Annotated in this window: 20 protein-coding genes; 10 read left to right on the top strand and 10 right to left on the bottom strand. The window is 33.3% G+C overall.

From position 1 onward, the window contains the following. Positions 1-2: 2 nt before the first annotated feature. The 6 genes from QYS48_RS11870 to tsf all read left to right on the top strand — a co-directional run bounded on the left by QYS48_RS11870 (position 3) and on the right by tsf (position 4,992). The gene (locus tag QYS48_RS11870; protein ID WP_308356085.1) at positions 3-824 is read left to right on the top strand and encodes a mechanosensitive ion channel domain-containing protein; all 822 of its coding nucleotides are present in this window, start codon (positions 3-5) and stop codon (positions 822-824) included. A 131-nt stretch (positions 825-955) separates the two neighbouring features. Beyond that, on the top strand, positions 956-2,107 hold the full coding sequence (locus tag QYS48_RS11865) for a BamA/TamA family outer membrane protein (RefSeq protein WP_308356083.1): 1,152 nt from the start codon (positions 956-958) through the stop codon (positions 2,105-2,107). 262 nt (positions 2,108-2,369) lie between these two features. After that, complete coding sequence (gene rplM, locus QYS48_RS11860; RefSeq protein WP_308356082.1) at positions 2,370-2,813, top strand: 50S ribosomal protein L13; 444 nt, start codon at positions 2,370-2,372, stop codon at positions 2,811-2,813. A gap of 11 nt (positions 2,814-2,824) precedes the next feature. Further along, the gene (gene rpsI / locus QYS48_RS11855; RefSeq protein WP_302101604.1) at positions 2,825-3,211 is read left to right on the top strand and encodes a 30S ribosomal protein S9; all 387 of its coding nucleotides are present in this window, start codon (positions 2,825-2,827) and stop codon (positions 3,209-3,211) included. Between the two features lie 32 nt (positions 3,212-3,243). After that, complete coding sequence (rpsB, locus tag QYS48_RS11850) at positions 3,244-4,038, top strand: 30S ribosomal protein S2 (protein WP_308356081.1); 795 nt, start codon at positions 3,244-3,246, stop codon at positions 4,036-4,038. A 123-nt stretch (positions 4,039-4,161) separates the two neighbouring features. Beyond that, positions 4,162-4,992, top strand: a complete 831-nt coding sequence (gene tsf, locus QYS48_RS11845; RefSeq protein ID WP_302123767.1) for a translation elongation factor Ts — start codon at positions 4,162-4,164, stop codon at positions 4,990-4,992. Between the two features lie 138 nt (positions 4,993-5,130). On the opposite strand, the gene QYS48_RS11840 is transcribed toward tsf, so the two are convergent. From QYS48_RS11840 to QYS48_RS11820, 5 genes are read right to left on the bottom strand one after another with little or no spacing between them, the layout of a single operon-like run. Continuing rightward, positions 5,131-5,754 carry a TIGR04282 family arsenosugar biosynthesis glycosyltransferase gene (locus QYS48_RS11840; protein WP_308356080.1) on the bottom strand — a complete coding sequence of 208 codons (624 nt, stop codon included), beginning with the start codon at positions 5,752-5,754 and terminating at the stop codon, positions 5,131-5,133. Beyond that, a complete protein-coding gene (locus QYS48_RS11835) occupies positions 5,747-6,235 on the bottom strand; it encodes a rhodanese-like domain-containing protein (protein ID WP_308356079.1) in 489 nt (162 codons plus the stop codon). Before QYS48_RS11835 ends, QYS48_RS11840 begins: the two co-directional genes overlap by 8 nt. A 13-nt stretch (positions 6,236-6,248) precedes the next feature. Then, positions 6,249-7,514, bottom strand: a complete 1,266-nt coding sequence (locus QYS48_RS11830; RefSeq protein ID WP_308356078.1) for a hypothetical protein — start codon at positions 7,512-7,514, stop codon at positions 6,249-6,251. A gap of 37 nt (positions 7,515-7,551) precedes the next feature. Beyond that, on the bottom strand, positions 7,552-9,027 hold the full coding sequence (locus tag QYS48_RS11825) for a glycosyltransferase family 2 protein (RefSeq protein ID WP_308356077.1): 1,476 nt from the start codon (positions 9,025-9,027) through the stop codon (positions 7,552-7,554). Between the two features lie 2 nt (positions 9,028-9,029). Further along, positions 9,030-9,719, bottom strand: a complete 690-nt coding sequence (locus QYS48_RS11820; RefSeq protein ID WP_308356076.1) for a glycosyltransferase family 2 protein — start codon at positions 9,717-9,719, stop codon at positions 9,030-9,032. Positions 9,720-9,953: 234 nt separating this feature from the next. Between QYS48_RS11820 and QYS48_RS11815 the strand changes: the two genes are divergently transcribed. After that, positions 9,954-10,346 (top strand): Hsp20/alpha crystallin family protein, encoded by a 393-nt coding sequence (locus QYS48_RS11815; protein WP_302101610.1) that lies wholly within the window; start codon positions 9,954-9,956, stop codon positions 10,344-10,346. Between the two features lie 129 nt (positions 10,347-10,475). Beyond that, complete coding sequence (locus QYS48_RS11810) at positions 10,476-11,117, top strand: hypothetical protein (protein WP_308356075.1); 642 nt, start codon at positions 10,476-10,478, stop codon at positions 11,115-11,117. On the opposite strand, the gene dnaE is transcribed toward QYS48_RS11810, so the two are convergent. After that, a complete protein-coding gene (gene dnaE, locus QYS48_RS11805; protein ID WP_308356073.1) occupies positions 11,114-15,415 on the bottom strand; it encodes a DNA polymerase III subunit alpha in 4,302 nt (1,433 codons plus the stop codon). The two genes, QYS48_RS11810 and dnaE, sit on opposite strands and share 4 nt — an antisense overlap. 128 nt (positions 15,416-15,543) lie before the next feature. After that, complete coding sequence (locus QYS48_RS11800; RefSeq protein ID WP_308356072.1) at positions 15,544-16,761, bottom strand: FtsX-like permease family protein; 1,218 nt, start codon at positions 16,759-16,761, stop codon at positions 15,544-15,546. Between the two features lie 106 nt (positions 16,762-16,867). Between QYS48_RS11800 and QYS48_RS11795 the strand changes: the two genes are divergently transcribed. Both QYS48_RS11795 and QYS48_RS11790 read left to right on the top strand, forming a co-directional pair. Beyond that, entirely contained in the window at positions 16,868-17,968 is a 1,101-nt protein-coding gene (locus QYS48_RS11795; RefSeq protein WP_302101614.1) for a DUF1343 domain-containing protein, read from the top strand. Between the two features lie 211 nt (positions 17,969-18,179). After that, entirely contained in the window at positions 18,180-18,785 is a 606-nt protein-coding gene (locus tag QYS48_RS11790) for a hypothetical protein (RefSeq protein WP_308356071.1), read from the top strand. Here QYS48_RS11790 and queG read toward each other — a convergent pair. From queG to QYS48_RS11775, 3 genes are all read right to left on the bottom strand, one after another. Then, positions 18,782-19,714, bottom strand: coding sequence for a tRNA epoxyqueuosine(34) reductase QueG (gene queG / locus QYS48_RS11785; protein ID WP_308356070.1), 933 nt, complete (start codon positions 19,712-19,714; stop codon positions 18,782-18,784). The genes QYS48_RS11790 and queG overlap by 4 nt on opposite strands. Continuing rightward, positions 19,714-20,742, bottom strand: coding sequence for a Holliday junction branch migration DNA helicase RuvB (gene ruvB / locus QYS48_RS11780; protein ID WP_308356069.1), 1,029 nt, complete (start codon positions 20,740-20,742; stop codon positions 19,714-19,716). The genes queG and ruvB overlap by 1 nt, the downstream gene beginning before the upstream one ends. Before the next feature lie 157 nt (positions 20,743-20,899). Beyond that, positions 20,900-22,681: a M56 family metallopeptidase gene (locus tag QYS48_RS11775; RefSeq protein WP_308356068.1), complete on the bottom strand. Its 1,782-nt coding sequence runs from the start codon at positions 22,679-22,681 to the stop codon at positions 20,900-20,902. Positions 22,682-22,708 lie beyond the last annotated feature (27 nt).

The raw sequence follows: 22,708 nt of genomic DNA, 5'->3' as shown, positions 1-22,708 counted from the left end.
CTATGTTAGAACAACTTGATCCAGATGTACTAGAGAAAATTCAATCTTATGGTATTGAATTTGGAATTGCATTGATAAAAGTGATTCTGATTTTCGTTATAGGACGAATTTTGATTAGTTACATCATGAAAGGAATCAAAAAAGCATTTAAAAAGTCCGAGCTTGATGTTTCTTTAGCTTCCTTTTTAACTTCTTTTTTACGTTTTGTATTTTACATTGCTTTAGTATTAGTTATAGCACAAAGCATTGATATTAAAATAGCAGCATTATTAGGAGTATTAGGTGCAGCAGGTTTAGCAATAGGCTTAGCCTTACAAGGAAGTCTATCGAACTTCGCAGGCGGTATTTTGATACTCATTACAAAGCCTTTCAAAGTTGATGATATTATTGAAGCTCAAGGGCATATGGGAGTAGTAGAAAAAATTGATATACTCCACACTCATCTTCGAACATTTGATAATCAATTAATCATAATTCCAAATGGAGGCTTAGCTAATTCAAGTGTTAAAAATGCAACAGCTAAAGATACCAGAAGAGCTGAATTGAATGTGGGAGTAGCTTACGGGTCAGATCTTCAAAAAGTAAGAGAAATTATTTTAGGTGTTTTATCGAAAGATGACAGAATTAATCCAGACCCAGAACCAGTAGTGAAATTTACTAATTTTGGAGATAGTTCTTTAGATTTAAGTGTTAGAGTTTGGACCTCTACGGACAATCTATGGCCAGTTTACTTCGATAATATGGAAGCCATTAATAACGAATTTGTGAAACAAAACATAGAAATTCCTTTCCCTCAAAGAGATATACATATGAGAACTAAATAAATTATTTAAAATCAGAAATTTAAATAGCCTTTGTAGTTTCAAAGGCTATTTTTTTTTCAAATATTTTTCAAAATATAGATGAAGATATACTTCAATATCGTTTCTTTGACTAAAGTTAAAAGAATAAAAGCTTGAATATATCATTATCGAATACTCTAAAAGTAATTTTCATAAGTACTTTAATAAGCCTTACTAATTTTGCACACGGACAGAACATCGTAAGCAAATACATTAATAGTATAATCAATGATACCAGTGACATTCAAAAACCCCAGTTCTTGATCTACCCTACCTTAGCTTATTCGCCTGAAACCAGTTGGGAATTTGGCTTAAGCTCACTGCTCGTTTATTATGCAAATCAAGATACCACGAATCGATTAAGTGAAATTAATGGATTTACTTTTTTCACCCTTGAAAATCAGTATGGCTTATGGTTCGATCATGCCATTTATTCCGATGAAGACAAATGGTTTTTACTGGGTAGAATAAGATTCCAAAGTTTCCCTCTCTTTTATCATGGAATTGGAAATGATACACCTGAAGAATATATTGCTCGAGTTGATGCCAATCAAATATTCATAAAAGAAAGAATATTACGAAAAATCAGAAAAGATGTGTTTTTAGGTTTTGAAACTGATTTTCAGCGCTTATCATCTGTGAATTTCAATCCTGCTGAAGAAATTAGCGAGCCACAAGAATTACCATTAGGAAGTAATGGTTCAACTAACCTAGGTTTTGGAATAGGTTTAGTTCATGATAATCGACATAATGTATTGAATGTTAGAAAAGGCTTTTTTTCAGAGCTTGCCATGCTTCACTATAATCAAGCCTGGGGCAGCACCTTTAATTTTACATCCATAATTTCTGATACTCGACTTTACAGATCGATAGGTAAACACAATGTATTTGCCTCACAATTATTAGGACAATTCAATTCAGGAGACGTTCCTTTTAATCAATTAGCTCTAATGGGAGGTGAAAGTATTATGCGCGGCTATTACTATGGAAGATATCGGGACAGAAACCAAATAGCCGCACAAGTAGAATATCGGTTTTTACCAATTCCTTTTAACTTCACCGATAGAATTGGAGCCGCTGTTTTCGCAGGAGCTGGCAAAGTATTTCCAGATATGCGTAATTTTAACTTAGATAATGTAGTAGTATCAGGCGGTGCAGGCTTAAGATTTCTTTTATTCCCTAAAAAAGATATTTACACTCGATTAGATGTTGCATTTACTGCTGAGGGCACAGGATTCTATCTTTTTATAGGTGAAGCTTTTTAATTATAGTAATTTAATAAAATTAGTTTCAAATAATTAATTCCAGAAAGGTTAAGACTTCATTTATATTTACTAATTTTGCAGCCACAAAAAATAGCAATTATTGACTGAAAACCAGCGCATTTTTTCCTTAGTATGTTGTTTTTCAATTAATAAGCTTCTATCTTTGTGTCCCTTTTAGCGGATAGTGCGCCCGATCATAAATGTTAACTATCTGTAAAAAGCTAATTAATAAGGAGTTAAGAACTAACAAAAAGAAAAAATAGTGGATACGCTTAGTTACAAAACCGTCTCAGCAAACAAAGCAACAGTTGAAAAAGACTGGGTTGTTGTGGATGCTGCAGGAAAAGTATTAGGTAGATTTGCCAGCGATGTTGCGAAAATCCTTCGTGGTAAAAACAAGCCGAGTTACACACCTAATGTTGATTGTGGTGATAACGTTATCGTTATCAACGCAGACAAAATATTGATGACAGGCAAAAAATGGGATGATAGAACGTATCAGACTTACACAGGATATCCTGGTGGTCAGCGTGAAATCACACCTCGCCAGCTAAAAGCTAAATCATCTACTTTATTAGTAGAGAGAGCGATTAGAGGTATGTTGCCAAAAAACAGATTGGGCAGAGACTTGTTCAGAAACCTTTATGTTTATGAAGGCGCTGAGCATGGTCATGAAGCACAAAAACCTAAAGTTAAAGAAATCTAAAAAATCAATAGATGGAAATTATAAACACCATTGGAAGAAGAAAAACATCTGTTGCTAGATTGTACATGCAATCTGGTAAAGGTGCTATTACCATTAACTCTAAAGACGTTAAGGATTATTTTCCAACTGAAATTCTTCAAGCTATCGTAAATCAACCATTTGCTACTACAAAAACTGAAGGTTCTTTCGACCTTAAAGTTAATGTTGATGGTGGTGGTGTTGCTGGTCAGGCTGAAGCTGTTCGTTTAGCTATAGCTAGAGCTTTATGCGAAATTGATCCTGAGCACAGACCTGCACTTAAAGCAGAAGGATTTCTTACTAGAGACCCTAGAATGGTTGAACGTAAGAAATACGGTAGAAGAAAAGCTAGAAGAGCATTCCAGTTCTCTAAACGTTAATTTTTACTTACAAACAATAAATATAAACACTTATGGCTAAGCTTGAGTACAACGACTTACTTGAAGCTGGTGTCCATTTCGGACACTTAACAAGAAAGTGGGATCCAAAAATGGCTCCTTACATTTTCATGGAGCGTAATGGCATCCATATTATTGACTTGAACAAAACTTTAGCTGCTTTAGATGAAGCATGCCACGCGATCAAAAATCATGTTCGTTCTGGTAAGAAAGTTTTATTTGTAGCTACTAAAAAGCAAGCGCAAGATATCGTTCAAGAAGAAGCGAAAAGATTAAACATGCCTTATGTTACTGATAGATGGCAAGGTGGTATGTTAACTAACTTCGCAACTATCAGAAAGTCATTAAAGAAAATGGCTAATATCGATAAATTACAGAAAGACGAATCTTATCTTAATCTTGCAAAAAGAGAGAGATTAATGATTCAGCGTGAAAGAGAAAAGATGGAGCGTGTATTAGGTGGTATCGCTGATCTTAACAGATTACCATCAGCTCTTTTTGTAATCGATATCAAAAGAGAACATATTGCAATCAAAGAGGCTCAGAAATTAAATATCCCAGTTTTCGCAATGGTTGATACGAATTCTGATCCTACGCAAGTTGATTATCCAATTCCTGCTAATGATGATGCATGGAAATCAATTAGCTTAATCTTGAAATCTTTCGGTAAAGCTATTGAAGAAGGCTTAATGGAAAGAAAGCAAGAGAAAGATGATGCTAAAATGAAGCAAGCTGAGGAAGAGAAAAAAGCAGTAGATGCTAAAGCTGAAACTAAAAAAGAAGACGCTTCTAAAAAATCAGCTGAATAAATCATTATTCATGTAGAATATTGAATAACAATAAAATTGAACATCGGACAAGATTCGGTGTTCATTTTTTTGTTTAAACCCATTCAAGAAATAAAGTATATAACACACTAAAATCAAATAAGCATGGCTATTACAGCACAAGAAGTAAAAAAGCTTAGAGAAATAACAGGTGCCGGCATGATGGATTGCAAAAAGGCATTAACAGAAGCTGATGGTGATTTTGACAAAGCTATCGAGATCTTAAGAAAAAAAGGTCAAAAATTATCTGAAAAAAGAGCAGATAGAGAAACTACAGAAGGTAATGTATTCATCAAAACGAATGATGATCAGTCACAGGCTTTCTTGATTTCTTTAACTTGTGAAACTGATTTCGTATCTAAGAATGAAGACTTCCAGAAATTTGGACAAGAAATCATTGAGAAAGTTGCTGCTGAAAAACCAGCTGATATGGAGGCTTTAAAAGCTATCCCTTACGAGGATATCACTATCGGTGAAAAAGTTATTGAAATGGTTGGTAAAATCGGTGAGAAAATCGAAATCAGCCACTACGAGACTTTAGAAGGAGAAAAAGTAGTTTCTTACGTTCACGCTGGCGCTAAATTAGGTGTATTAGTATCATTGAAAAACACTGGTGATGTTGATGTAACTGATGCTGGTAGAGATGTTGCGATGCAGATCGCTGCTATGAACCCTGTAGCTGTTGATAAAGATGGCGTTGATTCTTCTGTAGTAGAAAAAGAAATCGAAATAGGTAAAGAAACTGCTAGAGCTGAAGGAAAACCTGAAGAAATGTTAGAAAAAATCGCTACTGGTAAATTAAATAAGTTCTTTAAAGAGAATACTTTATTAAGCCAAGCATTCGTAAAAGATAACAAAACTTCAATTGCTCAATATTTAGATTCAGTGAACAAAGGAATGACTGTTACTGAATTCAAAAGAGTTGCAATTGGATAATCATAAAATCTAATTTTTAAATCTTTGCTAAAGCCTTTGAAATAATTTCAAAGGCTTTTTTTATATCCAATTTGTCTAGTCCTGAAAAATCAGAGAACCAGTATGTTAAGCGAACACAACGAGATTATAGTTACGCTTTCAAATTAAAAGTTTATTTCTCTCCTCTTCTGGAATAGTATTAAAATCCTCTTCATTATCAATATCGACTAATTCATTAAGCAATTGATGACTTAGGTTCAAATTTTTAAAATCTAAAATAGTATCCGGAGCTACAGTATCAGTACTCCACCTTTTATTATGAAAGAATTCTTTATAGAATTTATTCATCCCTAATAAATAATAGCCACCATCATTACTCGGACCTAAAACAACATCTTTATGCTCAAGAGCTAAAAAAGCGGATTCTAGAGTTTCTTTATTCAGAGAATAGCAATCACTACCCATAATGCAAACTGATTCGTATCCGTTATTAAATGCATCTTCAAATGCAGATTGCATCTTTACTCCTAGATCAGGATTTGAGTTTTGAATATGCTTGTAGAATGGTGGGTTATTGGGCCATAAATCATCTTTATCGATAAAGGAGGAATAATAAACAGCCTTATCAAAGGCTAATTCTTCTACTTCCTCTTTAGTTTTTTGAAGCATATTTTTATAAAAAACTAAAGCCTTTTCATCTCCTATTGTAGCTGCAAGTCGAGTTTTACATTTACCTAGCTCAGGATTCTTAACAAATATGATTAATAGTCTTTTCTTATTCATATACCTTAATCCCTTTACCTTCTTCTAACCATTTCCCCCATCTTTTATTATAGGTATGCACACTATCTGTCACTTCCCCTTCTTGATTCACTACATCAAAATTTTCATTCTTCCACTGGAAAATACCTCCATATAGGTTTTTAACATTTTGATAACCAGCCTCCTTTAACTTCTCTCCTATTTTCTCACTTCTGTAGCCAACTGAACAATAAACAATAATCTCCTTATCCTTATCAATTTCACTTACTTGTTCTATTTCAAATCGATCGTAATCAATAAATTTAGCATTAGGCAGATGGCTAACAGCATATTCCTTTGCTGAACGTGTATCAAGTAATACAGTATTTTCGTCATTAAGCTTTTCTGACACCTCTTTAGGTTGAACTAAGTTTACCGTATTGCTGTATATTGATTTTAATTTCTGATCATAAGTTTGTTGACCACAGGCTACTAATGATTGCAGAAACGAAAGTATCATCATATTAATTAGTATTTTATGCATAAGAATTACTTTTCTTTATTCTCCTTTTATAGAATAACTCAAATACGATAAAAATGATTAAAGAGATGTATTCAATTGATATCAAGGATAAATTCTGGATATAACCACTTTCGGTGTATCCCCAATACGTTACAAAAATTAGAAATGACCATACGATCGGGAACCAATATTTTGAAATAATACCTAAGACTAAAAGAGGTAAAATGTACCAGGGGTGCACGGTAGTAGCAAAAAGTAGATATATGAAATAAGTCCACATCATTCTCTCTGCAAGCTTCATATCTTTAATATTAATCAAATTAAATATTACCATTGTTGAAAAAGAAATAAGTCCTAAAATGGGGCCTGCAGTGCCAATTATATTATATCCCTTAGCTAGGAAACCAATTTCACGAACCAAGAAATATATACTTGCATTGAATTCAAAGTTCTTAAAATATAAAGTAGAGCTACTGAATATGGCTTTGAACACATCCGAAAATATAAAGGGTAGAAATATAATAGCTACTAGGAATAAGCTTAATACTATGTATTTGAGATAGTCTTTTAGAGATAAATATTTAAAGAAACTAGCTAAAAAGATTAGAGGAAATAATTTGAAGCTAATTGCTAAGCCAAGCGACAAGCTACTTATTGATTTTTTTTTCTGATTAAAATAATAAATGCATAATACTAAAAAGAAAATTACAAATACTTCAAAATGAAGATTACCTACCAATTCTAAAACCACAAGTGGATTAAATGCATAAAACAATAAGGATTTGCCATTCAAATTTAATTGCTTGAATACCTTTAATAAAAAATAAAAGGTCCCAATCTCAGTAAAAATTATAAGTAACCTCAAAGCAATTATACTTGCGAACAGCTTATCAAATAATGTAATTACAATAAAAACGAGCTGGTTAATAGGAGGATAAATACTGAAGTATTCGGGTGAGTTAATTTTTTCGAATAAAAATTTAGCTGATTCCGATCTTTTTAAAAATTCTGAAGGGAGAATACTGTAAGCATCATATCCATCCCACCATAATCTTCCATCCCATATAAAACGATACACATCATCAGATAAATTCGGGACTAGAATTATTAATAATAACCTGAATAAAATGGCATAAGAAATTATTTCTCGAACATTAAATTTCTCCTTTTGCAAACAGAGATATAGGTAAATACCAAACAGTAAAAAGTATTGAGAAATTAATAATGTACTTTCAAATCGCTCTGTAAAATAGCTAATACTAATAAGCAAAAAACTCATTATTAGTATCGCGATATACTTCAAATATTGGTTCAAACTATTTGAATTGAGGCCTTACTGAATGGTAAAAAACGGTTAGGAAGCCTAACATCAACATTAGGTGAAAAATCACTAAACCGTAATCCTTTAAATTAAATCCAAGGTAAATAGCAAAGGCAAAATAAATTGCAAGGAAAGCTTCTAAAACACTTAACCAGCTAAATTGTAATTTGATGTATTTATTATCTTTCCAACTTTTGTTTTTATCAGAAATATTAAATTTTGGTGTTCTAATAAATGCAGATTTAAAACCTAACAAACCCTCAGCAACAGCTAATGCATTGTGTAGAGACAAGCCCATTGATACCGTAATGAACAAGGGGAAAGTTTTAAAGAAATAAGCCGCATGTTTTTTAGTTTTCATTAAATGCTTATTCGCCACCCAGTAAAATATTGCAATTGAAAAGAACCCTAATAAAAATACGCTCCCAATTTGAAATAGTATTTTTAATTCAGGGTGAATACTCTTAATCCACAACATAGGGACACTTAAAATGGCAGTGATCAAAATAGCTATAAAAATTGAGCTATTGAATAAGTGAAAAAAAGCATGAAGCTTATTGGAGATCGAAAGATTCGATTTAAAAACTTTAGCAATATTTTTTCTGGCCGTTTCCGCCCCACCTTTATTCCATCTAAACTGTTGTGATTTTATGGCTGGCATTATAATGGGGAGCTCTGCCGGAGATTCTACATCCTCTTTATATAAAAACTTCCATCCTTTTAATTGAGAGCGGTAGCTTAAATCCAAATCTTCGGTTAATGTATCGGCTGACCATCCTCCCGCATCTTCAATGGTTTTTTTTCTCCAGACCCCGCCTGTTCCATTAAAATTAATAAAGGAACCTGCATTATTTCTTCCTACTTGTTCGATGGTAAAATGGGCATCAAGTCCAAACGCCTGTAATCTGGTCAAGATAGAATAATCTTTGTTTACATGACCCCAACGAGTTTGAACCACACCGATTTTTTCATCTTGAAAATGTGGGATGGTAGCTTTTAAAAAATAAGGCTTTGGTAAAAAGTCAGCGTCAAATATGGCAATAAAATCAGCATCCGTTTGCTGCATTCCATACTGTAAAGCTCCCGCTTTAAAATCAACTCGATCAGGTCTAAGAATTAATTCTATATTCTTTCCATACGCCTTCCACTCCTGAACTTTTTCCATAAGAATAGAAGTTGTTTCATCAGTAGAATCATCCAAAATTTGAATTGAAAGTTTATCATTTGGATAATCTAATTGACATACAGAATCTACCAATCTGCTTACTACATACTTTTCATTATAAATGGGCAACTGAACACAAACTTTTGGATATTCAGATTGCATTTCAGGAGTTGCACTTTTTTTATACTTACGACTCCTTTTTTGCTTCAAATAATGATAGGTAAGATGCAATTGTCCTAAGCTGAAGAAAAATATAAAGAGCAAGCTAATTGCATACAATATGATGATAAGCCATTCCCAAGTCATGCTTATATATATTTAAAAATCGTGTATAATATTTTATATCCAGCCATAAAAGTACCGTAAACTGTACCCGAAACTTTAGATTTACCAATTCGGTTCCTGTATTTCATAGGAACTTCTGTACATTTCAATCCTTTCTTTGCTGCTTTCACCTGCATTTCAACAGTCCAACCAAATGTTTTATCACTCATAGCTAAATCTTGAAGCTTTTCCCATTTAATTGCTCTGAAGGGACCTAAGTCGGTAAATTGATAACCGTAAAAAAGTCTAATCAAACGTGTTGCTAACCAATTACCAAATACTTGTGGAATGGTCATACTCCCTGATTCCCTATTGCCTAAAGCCCTTGAGCCAATAACCATATCCATATTATTTTCAATGATAGGTGCCACAAGTTCATTTAATTGTTCAGGGTAATCCGAATAGTCCGCATCCAGAAAAACAATAATCTCTGGATTACTATCCTTGTTGCTGACATAATCTAATCCTTTTAAACAAGCATTACCATACCCTTTAATAGGCTCATCTAAAACTATAGCCCCGGCTAATTCCGCTGCAGCTCTAGTCTTATCAGTAGAATTATTATTAACCACAATAATCTCCTCAACAGAATCTTTTGGAATATCATTCACAACTTTTCCTACTGAATTTTCCTCGTTAAAGGCGGGTATAATAACAACTATTTTTGAGTCCATTGGCTTAATTAGAGTGCAAAAGTACAAATTCAAGCGTTCTAATATGTCTTACTTTAGACAAAAATCCTGTTTAACTTATAAAAAATAACTATTCCAAGATATGTGAATCATATCCTGCAGTCCTTTTGTCAGTTTGTATTGTAATTAAATGTCATTTTGACCTATATCAGCAAGTATTCTTATTTGGAACAAGCTTTGATGTAAGTACATCAATTATTTAAAAATTCAGTGATTATGAATTTATTAGAAAACAAAGACATATTAAGAAGCTTACTATTTCAAGGTGATCAATTAAATACCCTTGCTGGTGGAATTGCAAAAGTGAATTTCAATATAGAAAATCAAAATGATGGGTTTTTAATTACTGTTGAAGCGCCAGGTATTTCAGCAGATCAGCTTAAGGTGATTTCAGAGCGTAATTCGCTTCATATATTTGCAAACATGAATCATCCAGCTGAGAATTTAGGTGTTATGATTCCTTTGTTTTACAGAAAGGTTGATTTACCAATTTTTGCAAATACAGATGAAGTAGAGGCCGTTCATCATGACAGAAAACTAGAAATATTTGTTCCAATTGGAAAAGATAGTGCTAAAAGCAAGAAAGAAATCAATATCAAACAAATATAATGCTGCGTGACAGGAAGATACCTGGCATTGAATTCTCCCTAAAAAGTCCGATCATTAAAATGAACGGGCTTTTTTTATGTCATAATTATTTATAATTTTATTTATTATCAATTCTTAAGACCAAAACCAATGAATAAAAAAGCAACCCTACTTTTAATTTTATCCTTTTACTTTTTCAACAGTTTTTCACAATTAGAAGAAGAAAAGCCATCTTTATCGTATTATGGAGGGAGAGGTATACTAAGTCATGATTTAATTATTGATGGTAGTCATTATTTTTTTGGCGTTGATAGGCCTGTTTGGAAGTTTTTCTACCTAGCAGGTCAATTCAGCTACATGCATGCGAAAAATGACAATCTTTTTAAACCTGAAGGTTTATTTGTAACAGGGCATTCTTACAACTTAGTAGCACAAATGGATATCAATGCAAGAATTAAAATAGGTCCAATTGTAATCATTCCTCATGTAGGATCTATGATAAGATATTCAGATGAAATGATACAGTATTACAGTGTAGTTTACAGAGGGAATTCAGAATATCCGTCTTCAATAAACCCTGAAAGGCTGGAGGAATATCAGGGATTTACTAGAGGTTTAGCAGTTGGACTAAATCTTGAGTACATGATTTATGATCACACCTCATTAGGAATACGAACCGATTTCCAGGAATATAATAATGCGGCAACAAGTCTAAATACGATATCTTTTCAGTTTCGAACTAACTTTAAAGCACTTATAGGCGAAGTAAAAAAATCACTTTGTTCTAATTAAGTCAAAATTCTATAATTCAAATCTGGTATTCTACCTAAACCTTCTAATAACTCATTACTAGGGTTCACCTTATATTTTCTAGATTTGGTTTCAACTCTGTAGCCATTTGTTTTATCAAGAAATTCTAATTTTACTTCACATTCGCCCTTAAAGGTTTGGCATAGATTATCTAATTCTACAATTAAATCTTCAGTAATAGCATTCAGATCTAAACTGATCGATAAACTTTTAGTACGTTTATCTCTTAATTCCGACAGGAGTTCGATATTACTAATCTTGAATTCTAAGCCTTGATCTCCCCACTTTTTACGAGCTACTCTTCCTGAAATAAAGATAAACCAACCATTTTCTAAGAATTGCTTATTGCCTAAATAATCATCTCCAAAAAGGAAAAAGGTAAACGATCCACCGTAATCTTCCAGTTGTAGGGTACCAAAAGGTTTACCAGTTTTGGTTTGCCTATGAGCAACGGCAGTTACGATACCCCCTACTTTCACTTCATTTTTGGCAGCCAGACTTTCTAAATCATTTAACTCTGAAACTGGAGTATTGCAGAAACTTTCCATTTCAAATTTAAACTCATCCAACGGATGACCGGAAATGAAGAGCCCTACTACTTCTTTCTCAATATTTAGTTTTTCTAGCTCAGAATAAGGTTCCATCTCAGCCACTTTCGGTGGCGGAATGGCAACACCTGCATCTCCACCAAAAAGTGATGTCTGAGCGCTGTCTTTCTCTTGTTGAAGCTTTTGAGCATATTTAATTATCTTTTCAATGAGTGTTCCTTCACCATTATCAGATACTAGGAATTGTTTTCTGTGATAATCTTTAAAGCAATCAAAGCCACCTGCCATAGCTAAGGCTTCAAAAGTCTTTTTATTCACACTTTTTAGAGGAATTCTTTCTGCAAAATCAAAAACATCCTTGTACTGACCATTTTCTTTTCGCTCTTGGATTATACTTTCAACAGCTGCAGCACCTGCTCCCTTAATTGCAGCTAAACCAAAACGAATCTGACCATTTTCATTTACTGTAAACCCTGCATTTGATTCATTTATATCAGGACCTAAAACTTCAATACCGGCTCGCTTACATTCTTCCATAAAGAAAGTAACATCAGTGATCTGGTTCATATTATTACTCAGTACTGATGCCATGTATTCTGCTGGATAGTGAGCTTTTAAATAAGCCGTTTGGTAAGCTACCCAAGCATAGCAAGTTGAATGAGATTTATTAAATGCATATGCTGCAAATGCTTCCCAGTCTTTCCAGATTTTTTCTAAAACATCTTTTGGATGACCTTTTTCTGCACCCTGATTAATGAATTTAGGTTTTAATTCTTCTAGTAAAGCAAATATCTTTTTACCCATTGCTTTACGTAAAACATCCGCTTCACCTTTGGTAAAGCCTGCAAGCTTCTGTGATAATAGCATCACCTGCTCCTGATAAACCGTAATACCATAGGTCTCCTTCAGATATTCTTCCATTTCAGGAAGGTCATAGCTGATTTCCTCACGGCCATTTTTACGATTAACGAAATTAGGAATGTATTCTAATGGACCAGGACGATAAAGGGCATTCATCGCAATCAAATCCGAAAACTCTGTTGGTTTTAATTCTCGTAAATATTTTTGCATACCAGGAGATTCATATTGGAAAATACCAACCGTTTCTCCTCGCTGGAATAGCTCATAGGTTTGCTGATCATCTATTGGAAAGGCATCAGGATCTAGTTTAACCCCATGTCTTTCTTCTACAATCCTGACTGCATCCTTTATTAGAGTTAGGGTTTTTAAACCCAAGAAATCCATTTTTAGTAAGCCAGCATTTTCCACCACAGCATTATCAAACTGGGTGCAATACATGTCAGAATCCTTGGCTAAAGCTACAGGAACAAATTTTGTAATATCATCTGGTGTAATAATTACACCGCAGGCATGTATTCCTGTATTACGAACCGAACCTTCTAATACTCTAGCTTGATTAATCACCTTAGCAGAAGCATCATTAGCTTTAGCAAGATTTAATAATTCTTCTGCTTTGCTGATGGCCTCACCATTATTCTTAAGCTTTGCTGAAAGTTTCTTTTTATCAGGCGCTAAATCAAAAAGTGCTTTTAATTTTATATCTGGCACCAACTTCGCAATTCTATCAGCATCCATCAATGGTAATTCCATAACTCTGGCAGTATCACGAATTGCAGATTTAGCTGCCATTGTACCATAAGTGGTGATTTGGGCTACTTGATTGGCTCCATATTTATCAATTACATAATCGATAACTTTTTGTCTACCATGATCATCAAAGTCAATATCAATATCGGGTAATGAAACCCTGTCTGGATTTAAGAAACGCTCAAATAGTAAATCGTATTTAACTGGATCGATATTCGTGATACCGATACAATAGGCTACTGCTGAACCAGCAGCTGACCCCCTACCCGGCCCAACTGATACTCCCATTTCGCGAGCGGCTGTAGTGAAATCCTGTACAATCAAGAAATAACCAGGATATCCCGTTCTTTCTATTGTTTCTAGCTCAAAGTTGAGCCTTTCTTCAATTTCAGGAGTAATGGTTTCATATCTCTTTCTGGCACCTTCAAACGTAATATGTTTTAAATAGGCATTTTCCCCTCTATTTCCACCATCCTCAGCATCTTTAGGATCAACAAATTCTTCTGGAATATCATATTTAGGAAGAAGTACATCTCTTGCTAACTCGAATCCTTCAATTTTCTCAGCTATCTCAGCAGTACAAGCAATTGCTTCAGGATAATCAGCAAAAAGCTTTTTCATTTCATCAGGTGACTTGATGTAGAATTCATCATTGGGTAAACCAAAACGATATTCTCTTCCTCTTTTGCCTACATATTTTTTAGGTTTCCCCTGAGCACCTGTAGTTTCTCCATCCTTTACACAAAGTAAAATATCCTGCGCTTCCGCATCTTCCTTATTGGTGTAATACGTATTATTAGCAGCAAAATATTTAACATCATATTTCTTAGCAAACTTCAGTAAAACTTCATTTACTTTTTGCTCTTCAGGGATACCATGTTGGTTTAATTCAATGTAAAAATCTTCACCAAATTGTTCCTTCCACCAAACAAAAGCCTCCTCAGCTTGTGCTTCACCTGCATTCAGAATTAAAAAAGGAACCTCACCCCACAATCCACCTGTAGTAGCAATAATATCTCCTTTGTATTGAACTAAAGCTTCTCTGTCAATTCTAGGTACATAATAAAAACCTTCTACAAATGCGATAGAAGATAATTTAGCCAGATTATGATATCCTGCCTTATTCTTAGCTAACAAAACGGTTTGGAGGCCATCATCCTTATTTTTTTTATTTTTTCTATCCTGCGTTAAGAAAAATTCACAGCCCACAATGGGTTTAATTCCAGCTTTATTAGCATCTCGTACAAAATTATAAGCTCCCATCATGTTACCATGATCTGTCATGGCTATTGCAGGCATCCCTAAATCTTTTGCTTTATTTACCATTGAAGGGATTTCTGTAGTAGACTGCAAAATAGAAAACTGAGTATGACAATGCAGGTGTACAAAAGGCGTTTCGCTTAATTGTGAGATATCTGCATTTTTAGCTTGCTTTAAAGCATCAGCTGCTGCCTTTTCTTCATTTTTTGAACTAGAAGCAAAATTTGCAGCATCTAATTTAGGTGGCTCATAATTAATAGCTTCAATAGGGGTATCGCCTAATGGTTGAACCGCTTTTTCAGAAATTAAGCCAAAGAAACATTTTGCAGTAGCATCAACATCATATGCAGCATCATGCGCATCTGCAAAATCTTTACCGAATAGCTTTTGATGAAGCTCTGTTAATGTAGGCCATTTGTACTGTCCTCCTCTTCCACCAGGTATTTTACAGAAATTTGTACCTGCATCTTTGGTATCGATTATTGGCTTATCCGTTAATACAGTTTCCGATAGTTCTTTGCGAAGCATCTCTGCTCCCATAATTGAAATATCAAAGCCTATATTATGACCTACTACCACATCTGTCTTTTCTAATATGGCTTTAAAGGCTTCCAGTACTTCAGTTAGTGGCTTACCCTCTTTATGTGCTCTTTCGGTTGAGATTCCATGAACCTTCTCAGCATTGTATGGAATATCGAAACCCTCTGGAATAATGATATGATTTTGAGCATCTAATAACTCACCCTTTGCGCCATGTAATTGCCAGGCAATTTGCACACATCTTGGCCAATTATCTGCATCACTCAATGGAGCATTATAATTTTTAGGAAGTCCTGTGGTCTCGGTATCGTAAATTAAATACATAGAATTATAGCTGAGAAGAAAATATTTTTGAGAATTTGAAATTAGTGAAACACCAGCAAAAACGGAAAGCTAAAAAATGAAATCTTATCAAATTTTCGATGGATATTAAACTGAAACTTTAGTTTCTTTTAATCAAACCGAATGGCTTTTATAGGCTTCATTCGAGCTATAAACCAGACGGGTATAAACAATGATATTAGAACAACAATAAGCACTAGTAAATTCAATCCTAATATCATTCTAAAATCCCAAAGAATAGGAACAAAATCCATATAGTAGTTCTCTTGATCGAGTGGGATTAGATGAAAATAATATTGCAAAACTGCCGCCCCAATAGCCACTAAATTACCCCATAATAATCCTTTAAAAGTTAGTCGTAGTCCACTCATCAAAAAGACTTTCCTAATTAATCTATTTTGAGCTCCCATCGATTTCAACATTCCAATCATTGGAGTTCTTTCCATTGTTAAAATGAAGATAACAGCCACCATGTTGAAGCAAGCAACAAAAAGTATTAAGGCTAAAAATAACTGGACGTTTTGTCTTAATAATTCAAGCCATTCAAAATATTGCGGATATTTTTTACTGGTAAGATTCACAAAGTGATCTGCTTCTACTGCATCAAAAACAACAGATTCAGCTTCCTCTTCATCAGCATCATCGTTTAAAAAAACTTCATAACTGCCGACTTGATCATCGGACCAATCATTAAGACGCTGAATCATTTTAATATCTCCAATGATGATTCGCTCATCAAAATCTTCTAGTCCTGTTTCATATATTCCCACTATCTCTAATTGTCTATAGCGTGGCGGATTTTGGACAAAATACATAAACACTTTTTGTCCCATTTCTAACTTTAATAGTTTAGAAATCTCTTTACTGATAATGATCTCGGTTGTATAGCTATCAGTTTCTAACTTAGGGAATCTTCCTTCAATTAAATTAGATTTGAAGTTGGTCGAGTCATAATCTACTCCAATCCCTTTAATGACAACGCCTTCTACCGCCTCCTCAGTCTTTAATAATCCAGCCTTATAAGCGATACCTTGAAGATGATCAATAAAGGGAAAATTCTTATGATTTTGAAAAAAGTCAGTTTCAGTAGAAATTGGAGATTCATCAAACGAGTTGCTTAAAGTATATTTGGTCACTTGCATATGACCTGCAAAACTGTAAACCTTATCTTTTATGGTTTTCTGAAAACCTCCTAAAATTAATAATGCCAATAGCATTATGCCTAATCCTATGGCAATACTGCTAATTGCAATCTTGTAAATACTAGCTGAAAATTGCCCAGTTTTAGAATTAATCGTACGTTTCGCTATAAAATCAGGTAGATTCAAGAATAAACTATATTTTTGATTTATGATTCAAACTGCAAATTACAATATCATAAGGAAACTCATTCCGCTTTTGGGACTAATTTTTCTGCTTTTAATAAATGCTTGCATGGCTCAAGAGAAACCACCCGTTCCAGGTGCTTATCAGATGAATGAATATTTGAAAATATTGGAAGGTAAAAAAGTGGGAATGGTAGTGAATCAAACCTCTGTGATTAATGATACTCATCTAGTGGATTCTTTAAGATACTATGATATTAATATTAAAAAAGTTTTTGCTCCAGAGCATGGTTTTAGAGGAAAAGCAGATGCAGGCGCTACTGTGAAATCTGGCTATGATGAGAAAACTGGCTTGCCTATCATTTCATTATATGGAAAAAACAAAAAACCAAGTAAAGAGCAGATTGAAGATTTAGATATAATAATATTTGATATTCAAGATGTTGGCACTCGTTTTTACACCTACATCAGTACTATGCATTATGTTATGGAAGCATGTGCTGAAAATAATGTAGAATTATTGATTTTAGATCGCCCGAATCCTAACGGAATGTATATCGATGGACCGATTCTAGAAATGGAAAACCAATCTTTTGTGGGTATGCATCCCATTCCGATACTTCATGGACTAACAGTTGGTGAACTAGCAAATATGATTGAGGGAGAAAAATGGTTGAAAAATGAAGTGAGTTGTAATTTTATGGTTATTAAGAATCAAAATTACTCGCATCAATCAACTTATTCTTTACCTATAAAACCCTCTCCAAATCTTCCTAACGATTTAAGTATTGCTTTATATCCATCTTTATGCCTTTTCGAAGGCACAGTTGTAAGTGTAGGAAGAGGAACTAAAAAACCTTTTCAGCAAATAGGGCATCCGACTCTAACGAATTACACTCATCATTTCACTCCTGTGAGTATGCCAGGAAGTAGCAAATACCCTCCTTTTGAAAATGAAAAATGTTTTGGTTTAGATTTTACTTCAAAGGAATTTGAGAATGGTTTCACATTGAAATATCTGATTGACTTTTACAAAGCCTTTCCGAATAAAGATGAATTTTTCAACAATTTCTTTATCAAATTAGCTGGTACAGAATCCTTGCAAAAACAAATTGAAGCTGGGTTTTCAGAAGATGAGATTAGAATGAGTTGGCAAGCTGAGCTTGAAGCTTACAGAAAAAAAAGACAGAAATATTTAATTTACAAATAAACCCATTCCATAATAGAATTTTTAAAAAGTTGGTTTTCAATATATTGAAAGTAACACAACTAATTTTTAAATAAAAAAATCAGACACTCACTAAAATTTCAAGCTCAAAAATTTGTAAAAAAAAGTATGACATTAATCATGTTTGCTCCTTACTAATCTCAGTGCAAGGTCGCTCTGTTTAACCGATTTTTGTATAAAACAATTGGAAAAGATGGAAGGCACTGTAGTTAAAAGTCAAGAAAAGAGTACTAAAGTAGATGATTGGAAAGCTGCAAGATCATTTTATTCCTGTAAAAATGGCATATGTGATGGTTGTCTTTCAAAATATGAATTTAAAAACCAACTCATTTTACCATTGTCTAAACTGAGTGACAAAGACTTTAAATTTGATATTAACAACTTTATCAAAAGCCTTGCTAAATTCAAAAGACCTATTTTATTCTACCATCAAAATATCCCCATTGAACAAAATGCCTTAATTAAATTCACAGGTCATGAAAACTTTGAAGATTCATTTAAAGTTTTAAAACCCTTTTTGCCTGAAACCACTATTCCTGCAACCATTATTTCACCTTACAACCTAAGTAAAAATAATAGACTAAAGGAGCAGCAATTAGTGAAACTAACAAAGAAATTTTTTGAACCTTTGGGCTTCATAAAACTTCATTTACATTCTGTTGCAGAATTTCACAATTATGGTAAACAAGAAAATATAGGCTTACTCTGCATGCCTTTAAAAGATTTACCTGATTACATTCAGTTTGCTAGAAATGCAGAAGCAATTGATGAGATTATCCCAACAATTTTTCAGCCTTAAGCATTATTGATATAATTTATATTTCGCATCAAACCAGAATACTTCGTTCTTTTAACCGCTGATTTTCGAAAGATTTCACTAAAGACTTCTTGCGTAAGCTCTTGCCAATCTCTTTTATTCAATTCTTTAAGTTTGGAATGAGGTTTAAATAGGGGTTCTTGATGTGGTTTAGAAAATCTATTCCAAGGGCAAACATCCTGACAAATATCACAGCCGAAAATCCAATCCTCCATTTGATTTGAAAACTGTGATGGAATCTCATCTTTTAATTCTATGGTAAGATAGGAGATACATTTTGAAGCATCAATTACACCGTCCGCAACAATTGCATCAGTGGGGCAAGCGTCAATACATTTTGTACATGTACCACAGTAATCTTTTATTGGTCCGTCTTCTTCAAGTTCTAGATCAATGATTAATTCTGCTAAAAAATAAAAACTCCCTCTTTGTTTATTCAAGAGTAAACTATTTTTACCTAACCAACCCAATCCACTTTTAGCAGCCCATTGTCGTTCCATGACTGGTGCAGAATCTACAAAAACTCTTCCATCAACCTCTCCTATCTCTTGGTGAATTCGGCTCATGAAATCTTTTAGCTTATCCTTTACTACAAAATGGTAATCTTTCCCATATGCATATTTTGCAATTTTATAGGAATCACTTTTTGAAATATCTTCCTCAGGATAATAATTATACATTAAAGAAACCACCGATTTAGCTCCTTCCACCAGCTTAGTAGGATCTAGTCTTTTATCGAAATGGTTTTCCATGTATTTCATTTTTCCATGGTATCCTTTCTTTAACCAGTTTTCTAATTTTGGAGCTTCTTCTTCTAGAAAACCAGCTTTTGATGTACCGCAAAAGTCAAAGCCTAAATCTGAAGCAATGGATTTGATGAGCTTAGTATTTCTTTCTTTAAGGGATAACATTAATCAAATAAACTACCAATTCTTCCAGGAGGAACACTTCCGATATGTTTATAGGCTAACTCAGTAGCTTGTCGACCTCTAGCAGTTCTTTTAAGATAACCCTCTTGAATAAGAAAAGGCTCATATACTTCTTCAATTGTATCCGCTTCCTCACCCACTGCAGTAGCAATGGTTCCAAGTCCAACCGGCCCACCTTTAAATTTATCAATAATAGTGGTCAAAATTCTATTATCCATTTCATCAAGACCGTGCTGATCTACATCCAAGGCATCTAATGCAATTTCTGCTATTGATTTCGTAATCGTCCCATCTCCTTTAATTTCTGCAAAATCACGAGTTCTACGCAATAATGTATTCGCAATTCTAGGAGTTCCTCTACTTCTTCTTGCAATTTCAAAGGCTGCATCTTCCTCCAAAGGGGTGTTCAAAATGGCGGCTGAACGTTTTATGATTTTCTTTAATAATTCAGCATCATAATATTCCAACCTGGCATTAATACCAAAGCGGGCTCTCAATGGTGAAGTTAGTAATCCAGAGCGAGTAGTTGCTCCTATTAAAGTAAAAGGACTTAAGCTGATCTGAACAGACCTTGCATTGGGACCACTATCTAGCATGATGTCAATTCTGAAATCTTCCATGGCAGAATATAAATATTCCTCCACTACAGCATTTAATCTGTGGATCTCATCAATAAATAAAACATCTCCTTCCTCAAGATTAGTGAGCAATCCTGCTAAATCACCTGGCTTATCCAACACAGGGCCAGATGTTATTTTAATATTTGAATCTAATTCGTTGGCAATAATATGAGATAAAGTGGTTTTCCCTAAACCTGGAGGGCCATGTAGAAGAACATGATCCAAAGGTTCAGCCCGTTTCTTTGCTGCCATAACAAAAACCTGAATGTTATCTACAGTCTTTTGTTGACCTGTAAAATCACCAAATGACAGGGGTCTTAAAGCTTTTTCAAACTCCTTTTCCTCAGAGTTCATATTATCATCATCACCAGTCAAGAAATCTTCTCTCATACCATTTTTAGATTTGTGGCAAGTTAATCAAAATTGAGCATTGAGATAAATTAAAATTTATCAATGAAGTAAATTTTAATTGGAGAATATTTCATAAACAAAAAAAGCCTGATATTTCAGGCTTCTTTAAAGTTGATAGTCTACCCGTTTAATTTTTTTATTTGAGATTTATTTCTATGGCTCCGTTTTTAGCTCTTTGACCATATTTATCAATAGCCTTTTCTCCTTTTAAAACCACTATGTTTTTTATGTCATTTGGAACTATCAAATCAGGCTTAAATCCTAGTTCCTGTGCCTCTCCATCAATTACATAAAGAATATTATATCCATTAACACCCAAAACTCCTAATACATTACCCTCTTTCGATTCCATGCTTACTTCATCTGTATAATTTCCTGAAGGAGTTAGGTAGGCCACCTTAATGAGTACTTTATTCTTTGCAGAATTATTTTCTTTATTTGATTTCTCTTCATCAATAGTCAGAATTTCTATGGTTCCTTCACTTGATGATTTATTCTTCATTACAATTCTGATCTCTTTAATGTATTTACCAATAAGATACTTTTCAAAATTGTAATAAAAATCTATTAACTTACCATCAAGCTTAATTTTGATATTTGAATCTTTGTCATTTTTATACTTTTCAATAAGCTGTTCTAATAATTTAAGATTGTCTTGATTAAAAGGTTTTAAATAATCAAGATTTAATGATTTAAAGCTGCCTGTTTGAGATATTTTTCTCGGAGCAATTCGAGTAATTTTTAAGCTCTCCTTTTTATCTAATAAATTCTCTTTATCACTATTAATTATATCAGAAGATAAATATATTTCTGTAGCAGCATCTTTATTTTCTGATGATTTATAATCTAAATTTGAGATATCCTTCTGTTCTTCTGAGTCTTTATCATGAATTAGATTATTTTCGGTTTCATCATTCTCATCAGGCTTGAATATATCAGTAGATACATTTTTTATTGATTCTTTCACTTTATAATTATCAATTTTAAACAATGTAAAACTGGTTAATAAAATGAATGATAGCATTAAGCTTATTATAGGCTTTAACCCTATATTTCTTTCTGGCTTTTGATCAAAAATTCGCATGATTCTAATTTTAAGGTTTGAATTTTTATTTGAAAATGGAATAGCCAATGATATAGATTGTCTGTAAGCTTCCATATTTACCAATGCATTTGCATATACTTTTTTGTTTATCAATTTAATGACGTGGTCATCGCATCGGTTTTCTCTTTCATATCTAATATTTTTGGCTAAATACCACATTAAAGGATGATAAAATAAAACCACTTCAACCAACATAACCAGCATATTGACAATATAATCATTATGCTTAATGTGATATAGCTCATGAAGTATTACAGCCTCTAGTTGATCTTGGGGTAATGTTGAGAAAAAGCCTATTGGAAAAACAATTATTGGTTTGATAAAGCCATATGTAAAAGCTGAATTAAAGTTTTTACTTTCTATTAATTTTATTGATTTATTAATATTTAATTGTTCAGCTTTTTCTTTAATAAAACGATACCAATAATTTGGAATACAATAATGGGAAGAGTTTAAAAGTTTTTGAGAATAAAAATAAGCCCCGCTTACTTTAAGCAAGTACAGAACTACTCCAATTATCCAAAATAAGCCAATAATTTTAGAAATATAATCATAGGACCATAAATGTACAGATTCACTTAGATTAAGGTTATTATTTGAATTTGTATTATTGGATTGAATAAATGAAATAATTGTAAAGCTATTCTCTTCTTGATTATTCTGAACTAATTTTAAAGATTGACTAGTATTATCATTTAAAAAAAGAGTAGCCCCAATATTTAGTGATAAAAAAATGATTAAAATGAATACATTCTTATAGTATCGATCTGTTGAAGTTTGCTTAGTAAAAATTAAATCAAAAAACTTAATCAATGGATATAAAATTAGGCCTATAAAAGC

It is taken from the genome of Marivirga arenosa (genome assembly GCF_030503895.2).
GTDB classification, from domain to species: Bacteria; Bacteroidota; Bacteroidia; order Cytophagales; family Cyclobacteriaceae; genus Marivirga; species Marivirga arenosa.
This window is presented reverse-complemented; position numbering and strand designations above follow the sequence as displayed.

Excerpts from the sequence above, each read along its gene's own strand:
- QYS48_RS11790 (WP_308356071.1), top strand. The coding sequence starts at position 18,180 with ATGGAAGGCACTGTAGTTAAAAGTCAAGAAAAGAGTACTAAAGTAGAT.
- ruvB (WP_308356069.1), bottom strand. The coding sequence starts at position 20,742 with ATGAGAGAAGATTTCTTGACTGGTGATGATGATAATATGAACTCTGAG.
- queG (WP_308356070.1), bottom strand. The coding sequence starts at position 19,714 with ATGTTATCCCTTAAAGAAAGAAATACTAAGCTCATCAAATCCATTGCT.
- tsf (WP_302123767.1), top strand. The coding sequence starts at position 4,162 with ATGGCTATTACAGCACAAGAAGTAAAAAAGCTTAGAGAAATAACAGGT.
- QYS48_RS11840 (WP_308356080.1), bottom strand. The coding sequence starts at position 5,754 with ATGAATAAGAAAAGACTATTAATCATATTTGTTAAGAATCCTGAGCTA.
- QYS48_RS11795 (WP_302101614.1), top strand. The coding sequence starts at position 16,868 with ATGGCTCAAGAGAAACCACCCGTTCCAGGTGCTTATCAGATGAATGAA.
- QYS48_RS11825 (WP_308356077.1), bottom strand. The coding sequence starts at position 9,027 with ATGACTTGGGAATGGCTTATCATCATATTGTATGCAATTAGCTTGCTC.
- QYS48_RS11810 (WP_308356075.1), top strand. The coding sequence starts at position 10,476 with ATGAATAAAAAAGCAACCCTACTTTTAATTTTATCCTTTTACTTTTTC.
- dnaE (WP_308356073.1), bottom strand. The coding sequence starts at position 15,415 with ATGTATTTAATTTACGATACCGAGACCACAGGACTTCCTAAAAATTAT.
- QYS48_RS11870 (WP_308356085.1), top strand. The coding sequence starts at position 3 with ATGTTAGAACAACTTGATCCAGATGTACTAGAGAAAATTCAATCTTAT.
- QYS48_RS11820 (WP_308356076.1), bottom strand. The coding sequence starts at position 9,719 with ATGGACTCAAAAATAGTTGTTATTATACCCGCCTTTAACGAGGAAAAT.
- QYS48_RS11815 (WP_302101610.1), top strand. The coding sequence starts at position 9,954 with ATGAATTTATTAGAAAACAAAGACATATTAAGAAGCTTACTATTTCAA.
- rpsB (WP_308356081.1), top strand. The coding sequence starts at position 3,244 with ATGGCTAAGCTTGAGTACAACGACTTACTTGAAGCTGGTGTCCATTTC.
- rpsI (WP_302101604.1), top strand. The coding sequence starts at position 2,825 with ATGGAAATTATAAACACCATTGGAAGAAGAAAAACATCTGTTGCTAGA.
- QYS48_RS11835 (WP_308356079.1), bottom strand. The coding sequence starts at position 6,235 with ATGATGATACTTTCGTTTCTGCAATCATTAGTAGCCTGTGGTCAACAA.
- QYS48_RS11830 (WP_308356078.1), bottom strand. The coding sequence starts at position 7,514 with ATGAGTTTTTTGCTTATTAGTATTAGCTATTTTACAGAGCGATTTGAA.